Below are 8,808 nucleotides of genomic sequence, written 5' to 3' on the forward strand. Positions count from 1 at the left end.
CGCGGCGCGCGCCGCGGGTCAGGCGCGGCGGATGCGGCTCACGTCGCGGACGGCGCCACGGTCGGCCGACGTCGCCATCGCGGCGTAGGCCTGGAGGGCCGGCGACACGTACCGGTCGCGGTTCGCCGGCTGCCACGGGTTCTCCGACGCCTCCATCTTGGCGCGGCGCTCCGCGAGGACCTCGTCGGGGACGTTGATGCGGATGAGGCGCGTCTCGACGTCGATCTCGATCTCGTCGCCGTCCTCGATGAGGCCGATCGCGCCGCCCGCCGACGCCTCCGGGGACACGTGCCCGACGGAGATGCCCGACGAGCCGCCCGAGAACCGGCCGTCGGTGATGAGCGCGCACACCTTGCCGAGCCCGCGGCCCTTGATGAACGACGTCGGGTAGAGCATCTCCTGCATGCCGGGACCACCCGAGGGGCCCTCGTACCGCACGACGACGACGTGGCCGGGCCGGACCTCCTTGCGGAGGATCTTGTCGACGGCCTCATCCTGCGACTCGCACACGAGCGCGGTGCCGACGAAGTGGAAGACCTCGGGGTCGATGCCTGCGGTCTTGATGACGGCGCCGTCCTCGGCGAGGTTCCCGCGCAGCACGGCGAGGCCGCCCTCGACGGTGTAGGCGTGCGCGACGTCGCGGATGCAGCCGTTCGCGGCGTCGGTGTCGAGGGACTCCCAGACGTTCGACGTCGAGAAGGCCTGCGTCGTCCGCACGCCACCGGGGGCCGCGTGGAAGAGCGCGAGCGCGCGCTCGGTCGCACGACCGCCGCGGACGTCCCAGTCGTCGAGCCACGCGCGGAGCGTCGGCGTGTGCACCGACGTGACGTCGTGGTCGAGCAGCCCGCCGCGGTCGAGCTCGCCGAGCAGCGCGGGGATGCCGCCCGCGCGGTGCACGTCCTCCATGTGGAAGTCCGGGTGGTTCGGCGCGACCTTCGACAGGCACGGCACGCGCCGGCTGATGGCGTCGATGTCGGCGAGCGTGAAGTCGAGCTCGGCCTCCTGCGCGGCGGCCAGCACGTGCAGGACGGTGTTGGTCGAGCCGCCCATCGCGACGTCGAGCGCCATCGCGTTGGCGAACGCGGCCCGGTTCGCGATCGAGCGGGGCGCGACGCTGTCGTCCTCGTCGTCGTAGTAGCGGCGGGCCAGGTCGACGATCGTGCGGCCGGCCTCGAGGAACAGCTCGCGGCGCGCGGAGTGCGTCGCGAGCGTCGAGCCGTTGCCCGGCAGCGACAGGCCGAGGGCCTCGGTGAGGCAGTTCATCGAGTTGGCCGTGAACATGCCCGAGCACGAGCCGCACGTGGGGCACGCGTTCTCCTCGACACGGCCCAGGGCCTCGTCGGAGACGTTGTCGTCCGCGGAGTAGTTGATCGCGTTGATGAGGTTGAGGTGCGTCGTCGCGACACCGTCCGCGACGACCGCCTTGCCGGCCTCCATGGGCCCGCCCGACACGAAGATCACCGGGATGTTGAGCCGCAGCGCCGCGTTGAGCATGCCGGGCGTGATCTTGTCGCAGTTGGAGATGCACACGAGCGCGTCGGCGCAGTGCGCGTTGACCATGTACTCGACCGAGTCGGCGATCAGGTCGCGGCTCGGCAGCGAGTAGAGCATCCCGCCGTGGCCCATCGCGATGCCGTCGTCGACCGCGATGGTGTTGAACTCCTTGGCGACGCCGCCGGCCTCGCGGACCGCCGACGCGACGAGGTCGCCCATGTCCTTGAGGTGCACGTGCCCCGGGACGAACTGCGTGTACGAGTTCGCGATCGCGACGATCGGCTTGCCGAAGTCCTCCGACGTCATGCCCGTCGCACGCCACAGCGCGCGGGCGCCGGCCATGTTGCGGCCGTGGGTCGAGGTACGAGAGCGCAGGGGACGGCTCATCGCGGCAGTTCTCCTTCGAGGGGACCTCGTCGGTGCGGCGGGGCAGGCGGCAAGGCGGCGGCGTGTCGGACGGCTACCCGGCGGTAGCGCCTCGTCACAGTACGCCGCCGCAGGCCAGGGGCCGGTCGACGTCCGCACCGTGGTCCACGGACGACGGAGGGCCGGGGCTCACCAGCAGCGAGCCCCGACCCTCCGGCCGTGGGGACGGGTCAGCGGACGACGGTCGCCGTCCAGCGGCCGTCCGCGGGCGTGACCCGGTGGACGTCACCCGTGAGCGTCACGCGCGCCTGCGTCTCACGCTCGGCGCACGACGGCCCGACCCAGAGGTCGAGGTCGCCCGGCTCGACGACGCGCTCGCCCGACCGGTCGGTGAACGCGAGCCGCGCGGCCGGCACGACCAGCTCGACGACGGCCGTCTGGCCGCGCTCGAGGTGGACGCGCTGGTACCCGAGCAGCTGCGCGACCGGACGCGTCACGCTCGCGACGACGTCCCGCCCGTAGAGCTGGACGACGTCGTCGCCGCCCCGCTCGCCCGTGTTCGTCACGCGGACGGTCACGACGAGCGGCCCGTCCGTCGTCGCCGTCGGCTCGACCGTGAGGTCGGAGTGCGTGAACGTCGTGTACGACAGGCCGTGCCCGAACGGCAGGACGGGCTTCGTCGAGAGGTTGGTGACGTCGCCGTCCCCGCCCAGCGTGGGGTGCAGGTAGGTGAACGGCTGCGCGCCCGCCGACCGCGGCAGGCTGATCGGCAGCCGCCCCGACGGGTTGACGCGACCGGACAGGATCCCCGCCAGCGCGGGACCGCCCTCCTCGCCCGGGAAGAACGACTGCACCACCGCGGCGCAGCGCTCGACGGCCCAGCCGACCGCGTACGGGCGGCCCGTGAGCATGACGAGGACGACGGGCGTGCCCGTCTCCAGGACGGCCTCGACGAGCTCGCGCTGCACGCCCGGCAGCTCGAGGTCGTCGCGGTCGCAGCCCTCGCCGACCGTGCCGCGCCCGAACAGGCCCGCGTGGTCGCCGACCACGAGCACCGCGACGTCCGCCTCGGTCGCGACGCGCACCGCGTCGGCGAACCCGCTGCGGTCGTCGTCGTCGACCGCGCACCCGCGCGCCGACACGACCGTCGAGCCCGTGAGCTCGGCGGCGAGCGCCTGACGCAGCGTCGGCACGTCGATGCCGACACCGACCTCGGGGTGGTGCGGCAGGACGTGGTTGACGAACGAGTAGCAGCCGAACATCGCCTCGGGACGGTCCGCGTTCGGGCCGATCACCGCGACGCGCAGGCCCGGCCGCAGGGGCAGGGTGCCGTCGTTCGTCAGCAGGACGACCGACTCCTCCGCGAGCCGCGCGGCGATCTGCCGGTGCTCGGTGCTGTCGAGCTCGACGTCCGTCGGGGGCTCGTCGTCGAACGTCGCGTCGAGCAGGCCGAGCTCGGCCTTCTGCCGCAGCGCGCGCGTCACCGCCCGGTCGACGAGCGCCTCGTCGACCGTGCCGGCGCGGATCGCGGCCGCGAGCGGCTCGAGGTACGCGTCGCCCGTCGGGAGCTCGATGTCGACGCCCGCGGCGAGCGCCTGGCCCGCCGCGTCGCCCAGGTCGGGCGCGACGTCGTGCAGCAGGTGCAGGAACGCGACGCCGAAGTAGTCGGCGACGACGGTCCCGTCGAAGCCGTACGTGCCGCGCAGCAGGTCCGTGAGGATCGTCGGGTCGGCCGCGACCGGGACGCCGTCGATCTCGACGTACGCGCTCATGACCGAACGCACGCCGCCGTCGCGGATCGCCATCTCGAACGGCGGCAGCAGCACGTCCGCGATCTCCCGCGGGCCCGCGTGGACCGGGCCGAAGTTGCGGCCCGACTGCGACGCCGAGTAGCCGACGAAGTGCTTGAGCGTCGCGTGCACGCCCGTCGACTGCAGGCCGCGCACGTACGACGTGCCGAGCGTGCCGACGAGGTACGGGTCCTCGGAGATGCACTCGTCGACACGGCCCCAGCGCGGGTCGCGGATGACGTCGAGCACGGGCGCGAGGCCCTGGTGCACGCCGAGCTGCCGCATCGACGAGCCGATGACCTCGCCCATGCGGGTCACGAGCTCGGGGTCGAACGACGCGCCCCACGCGAGCGGCGTGGGGAACGTCGCGGCACGCCACGCGGAGAGGCCCGTGAGGCACTCCTCGTGGACGAGCGCCGGGATCCCGAGGCGCGTCTCGCGGACGAGGCGGCGCTGGAAGGACCAGAGCCACCGTGCCCGGGCGGCCGGGTCGACCGGCCGCGTGCCGTAGACGCGGGTGAGGTGCCCGAGCCCGTGCCGGGACGCGTCGTCGAGGGTCTGCTCGCGCGTGAACTCGCCCTGCAGAGGAGCCACGGCCTCGCCGTCGGACTTCTCCCAGAAGCCGACGATCTGGGCGAGCTTCTCCTCGAGGGTCATGCGCGCGAGCAGGTCCTGCACGCGCTCGTCGACGCCCACGGGGCGCGACACCTGGAGATCCGTCACGGATCCACTCCTTCTGGACGTGCTGGGTGTTCGGGAGGCGGGCACGACCCGCCGGCGCGTCGCGCGCGGGCCTCAGCCCTTGACCGCGCCCTGCAGCCCGTTGACGATCCGCTTCTGCATCGCGAGGAAGAACACGAGCGCGGGGATCATGGCGAGCGAGGTGAACGCGAACACGCCGGCGGTGTCGGACGAGTACTCCGAGGAGTAGTCCGCGACGCCCAGCGGCAGGGTCCGCATGTCGCCCTGCAGCAGCAGCAGCGGCAGCAGGTAGGCGTTCCACGAGCCGACGAACGCGAGCACGCCGACCGTGACCATCCCGGGCGCCGACAGCGGCAGCAGGATCCGCCAGAACACGCCCAGCCGGGACGCGCCGTCGATGAGGGCGGCCTCCTCGAGCTCCTTGGGCAGCGCCATGAGGAACGGCCGCAGGATGACGATCGTCACCGGCAGCGCGAACGCGGCCTGCGGGAGCGCGACGCCCCACCAGGTGTTCCCGAGCTGCAGGTCACGGGTGATCATGATGAACAGCGGGATGATGGCGACGGTCGTCGGGAAGAGCAGCCCCAGCACGAACACCGTGAACAGCGCCTCGCGGCCCTTGAACTGGTACCGGGCCAGCGGGTACGCGGCCATGATCCCGAACACGACGACGATCGCGGTGGTGAGGACGGCGATGACCGTCGAGTTGAACGCGTACGTCCAGAAGCTCGAGTTGGTCAGCACCTTGGCGTAGTTGCTGAACACCCACGGGTCGGGCAGTGCGGCCGGGTTCTCGGCGAGCTGCGCGTTGGTGCGGAAGCCGCCGAGGACCCCGTAGAGCACGGGTCCCAGCGTGAGGCCCATGACGACGAGCGCGATCGCCCACACCAGCGGGTTGCCGCCCTGGAGGGCGTTGCCGGTCCTGACCCGCTGCTTGCCCTCGGGCTGGTAGACGGCGGCCTGCGGCCGGACCATCGGTGCGACGCTCATGCCTTCGCCTTCTTCCGCGGGGCGTCCCCGAGCGTGTCACGCCGGAGGATGAAGTACTGGTAGAGGAGGGCGGCGACGAGCGCGACCACGAAGAGGATCACGGACGCCGCGGCGGCGATGCCGTAGTTCTGGCGCTTGGTGCCCTCGGTGACGAGGAACGTCGCCATGGTGGTCGTGGAGTTGGCCGGGCCACCGCCGGTGAGGATCCACACCATGTCGAAGAGCTGCAGCGAGCCGATCATCGACAGGAACGCCCAGGTGCGCAGGGTCGGGCCGAGCAGCGGGATCGTGATCCGGCGCTGGATGTCCCACCAGCCGGCGCCGTCCAGCTGCGCCGCCTCGTAGAGCTCGTCCGGCACGCCCTGCAGGCCGGCGAGGAACAGGATGATCGCGAGGCCCAGGTACTTCCAGGTCAGCACGACGATCACGGTGAAGAGCGCGACGTCCGGGTCGCCCAGGAAGCCCTGTGCGGGACCCGACAGGCCGACCGCCGCGAGCATCGTGTCGATGACGCCGTACTTCGGCTGCAGGAGCTGGAACCACACGACGGCGGCGATGACCTCCGCCAGCACGTACGGGACGAAGATGATGGTGCGCAGCGTGCCCTGACCGCGCATCTTGCGGTTGAGCAGCAGCGCGATGCCGAGACCCAGCGGGAGCTGGATGGCGATCGACGCCACGACGATGATCAGGTTGTGCACCAGCGCGTCGGTGAACACCTCGTTCTGGAGCACGCTGACGTAGTTCTTCAGGCCGACGAAGTCGACCATGGGGCCGAAGCCCTTCCAGCGGTACACCGACATCTGGGCGGCCTTGATGATCGGCCACACCACGAAGCCCAGGAACAGCAGCAGGGCCGGCGTCACGAAGAACGCGATCTCCAGGTTCCGGCGAAGGGTCTTGCCACCGCCGCGACGCTCCCCGGGGCCGCCGGCCGCCGGCCGTGCCGAAGCACGACCGGCGACCGGGGTCACCGCGGAAGACGTCGCAGGCGAGGCGGGGGCGCCCATGCGGGCGGTCGCTCCGTCTGCCACGTGGATCACTTCTCCGCGTCAGCCGCCGCCTGCGTGGCGTCGACGATGTCCTGCGGGGTCGCCTGCCCGGCGAACATGAGGGCGATGGCGTCGTTCATCGCACCACCGACGGAGGCGCCGAAGGCGGTGTCGAAGTAGAGCTGCACGTACGGGGCCGCGTCACGGACCTGCAGGAGGCCGGCGAGCGCCGGGTCCGACACGTACTGCGAGGCGGTCGGGTTGGTCGGCAGACCCATGTCGAGCTCGGCGAAGCCCTTCTGGACCTCGTCGGACAGCAGGTACTTCACGAAGTCGACGGCAGCGTCGGGCGCGTCCTGCGACACGGCCCACGCGTCACCGCCACCGAGCGCGGCGGTCGGCTCGCCCTGGCCACCCTGGACCTCGGGGAACGCGAACCAGCCGGTGTTCTCGCCAAGGCCGTTGCCGTCCTCGGTGAGGCCCTGCATGACGCCGGGCTCCCAGTGGCCGGCCAGCTCCATCGCGACCTTGCCCGTCGCCAGCAGGCCGGAGGCAGAGGTCGGGCCCGACTGGGCCGGGGTGGAGAGGAAGCCGGCGTTGAACGGCTCGGTCTTGATGAGGTCCTCGAGGTCCGCGCCCGCGTTGAGGAAGCACGCGTCGGAGAAGTCGAGGCTGGTCACCGCGTCGGACAGGACGTCCTGCGAGCACTCCCGCAGGGCGTAGTAGTACCAGTAGTGCGCGGCGGGCCACTTGTCGCCGGCACCGACCGAGACGGGCTCGATGCCCGCGGCCTTGAGCTTGTCGACGGCCGCGTTGAAGTCCTCCTGCGTGACAGGGGCCTCGGTGATGCCGGCCTGCTCGAAGAGCGCCTTGTTGTACCAGAAGCCGACGACGCCGACCGAGAACGGGAGGGCGTAGGTCTTGCCGTCGACCTGCCAGCCGGCGACGGAGCCGCCGATCTTGTCGATCTCCGCGGACGCGGCCTCGGAGATGTCCTTGGTGAGGCCCGCCTCGACGTGGTCGGCGAGCTCGCCGCCACCACGCTCCATGTAGATGTCGGGGGCGTCGCCGGCCTGGAAGGCCGCGTCGAGCTTGGTGAGCATGTCCTCGTGCTGCATGGCGCTGACCTTGACGGTCACGCCGGGGTTGGCCGCCTCGAAGTCCTTGGCGACCTGGTCGTAGTAGTCCTTGCCGTCACCGGTGTTGGAGTTGTGCCACCAGGTGATCTCGGTCGAGCCGTCGGCGTTGGTGCTGTCGTCGTCGCCGCCGCCACCGGTGCCACAGGCACCGAGCAGGGCGAGACCTGCGGCGACGGCCACGCCGCGGAGGACGCGGGTCCGGTTCATCGTTGAAGCTCCTCGTCGTCACTGAAGGGGAGGGACGGCGGTAACGATATGCAGTCCGCCACGGGTCGTGTCAATCGATGTCGATAACGTTATCGAATCGATGCTCTACGATCACCCACGTGGACCCCGCACCTCGCGTGAAGATGGCCGACGTCGCCCGCACCGCCGGCGTCTCCGTCGCCACCGTCTCCAAGGTCGTCAACGGCCGCTACGGCGTCGCCGCCGCGACGCTCTCCCGCGTGCAGGAGGTCATCGAGGAGCTCGGGTACGAGGCGTCGCTCGGCGCGCGCTCGCTGCGCAGCCACCGCACCAACGTCCTGGGCATCCTCGTCGCGGAGTTCGAGCCCTACTCGACCGAGCTGCTCAAGGGCGCGTCGGCCGCGGTCGGGGCCACCGGCTACGAGCTGCTCGCCTACTCCGGCGGCGGCGCCGGCGGCAGCGTCGGGTGGGAGCGGCGCTACCTGTCGCGCCTGGCCGGCACGCTCATCGACGGTGCCGTGATCGTCACCCCGACGGTCGTCGAGGCGCACCCGGGCGTCCCCGTCGTCGCGGTCGACCCCCACACCGGACCGTCCGGCCTGCCGACCGTCGACGCCGACTCGTTCGCCGGCGCGGTCCTCGCGACCGAGCACCTGCTCGGGCTCGGGCACACACGTGTCGCCTTCCTCGGCGGCCGCCCCGACCTCGAGTCCGCCCGCCTGCGCGAGGACGGCTTCCGGCACGCCATGGCCGCCGCGGGCGTCCCCGTCGACGAGGACCTCGTCCGGGTCGGCGGCTACCGCCCCGAGACCGCGGACCAGCCCGCGAACGAGCTGCTCGCGCGGCCCCAGCCGCCGACCGCCGTGTTCGCCGCGAACGACCTCTCGGCGATCCGCGTCGTCGAGGTCGCGCGCTCGCTCGGCCTGCGCGTCCCCGAGGACCTGTCGGTCATCGGGTTCGACAACGTGCCCGAGTCGGCGCTCGCGACGCCCCCGCTCACGACCATCAGCCAGCCGCTGCAGCAGATGGGCGCCGAGGCGCTCCGGCTGCTCGTCGACCTCATCGACGGCCGCGAGCGCGGCGTGCACGTCCGGCTGTCGACCGAGCTGGTCGAGCGCGCGTCGACCGCTCCCCCGCGCAGCCGCTGAC

The 8,808-nt window shown here is 71.9% G+C and carries 6 protein-coding genes; 1 reads left to right on the forward strand and 5 read right to left on the reverse strand.

Features of this window, described 5'->3' with window-relative positions:
• Positions 1-18: 18 nt before the first annotated feature.
• The 5 genes from ilvD to HGA02_RS05290 form a co-directional block, all read right to left on the reverse strand.
• Positions 19-1,881, reverse strand: a complete 1,863-nt coding sequence (ilvD, locus tag HGA02_RS05270; RefSeq protein WP_168678115.1) for a dihydroxy-acid dehydratase — start codon at positions 1,879-1,881, stop codon at positions 19-21.
• A 209-nt stretch (positions 1,882-2,090) separates the two neighbouring features.
• Positions 2,091-4,373 carry a beta-xylosidase/alpha-l-arabinosidase gene (locus HGA02_RS05275; RefSeq protein WP_484482042.1) on the reverse strand — a complete coding sequence of 761 codons (2,283 nt, stop codon included), beginning with the start codon at positions 4,371-4,373 and terminating at the stop codon, positions 2,091-2,093.
• Positions 4,374-4,445: 72 nt separating this feature from the next.
• Positions 4,446-5,342: a carbohydrate ABC transporter permease gene (locus HGA02_RS05280; RefSeq protein ID WP_168678116.1), complete on the reverse strand. Its 897-nt coding sequence runs from the start codon at positions 5,340-5,342 to the stop codon at positions 4,446-4,448.
• Complete coding sequence (locus HGA02_RS05285; protein WP_425483028.1) at positions 5,339-6,376, reverse strand: carbohydrate ABC transporter permease; 1,038 nt, start codon at positions 6,374-6,376, stop codon at positions 5,339-5,341. Before HGA02_RS05285 ends, HGA02_RS05280 begins: the two co-directional genes overlap by 4 nt.
• A gap of 5 nt (positions 6,377-6,381) precedes the next feature.
• Positions 6,382-7,680 carry an extracellular solute-binding protein gene (locus tag HGA02_RS05290; protein WP_162351320.1) on the reverse strand — a complete coding sequence of 433 codons (1,299 nt, stop codon included), beginning with the start codon at positions 7,678-7,680 and terminating at the stop codon, positions 6,382-6,384.
• 119 nt (positions 7,681-7,799) lie between these two features.
• Here HGA02_RS05290 and HGA02_RS05295 point away from each other — a divergent pair, with 119 nt between their 5' ends.
• On the forward strand, positions 7,800-8,807 hold the full coding sequence (locus HGA02_RS05295; RefSeq protein WP_425483029.1) for a LacI family DNA-binding transcriptional regulator: 1,008 nt from the start codon (positions 7,800-7,802) through the stop codon (positions 8,805-8,807).
• Position 8,808: the final 1 nt, after the last annotated feature.

The sequence above is a fragment of the Cellulomonas septica genome, assembly GCF_012396155.1.
Lineage (GTDB): Bacteria > Actinomycetota > Actinomycetes > Actinomycetales > Cellulomonadaceae > Cellulomonas > Cellulomonas septica.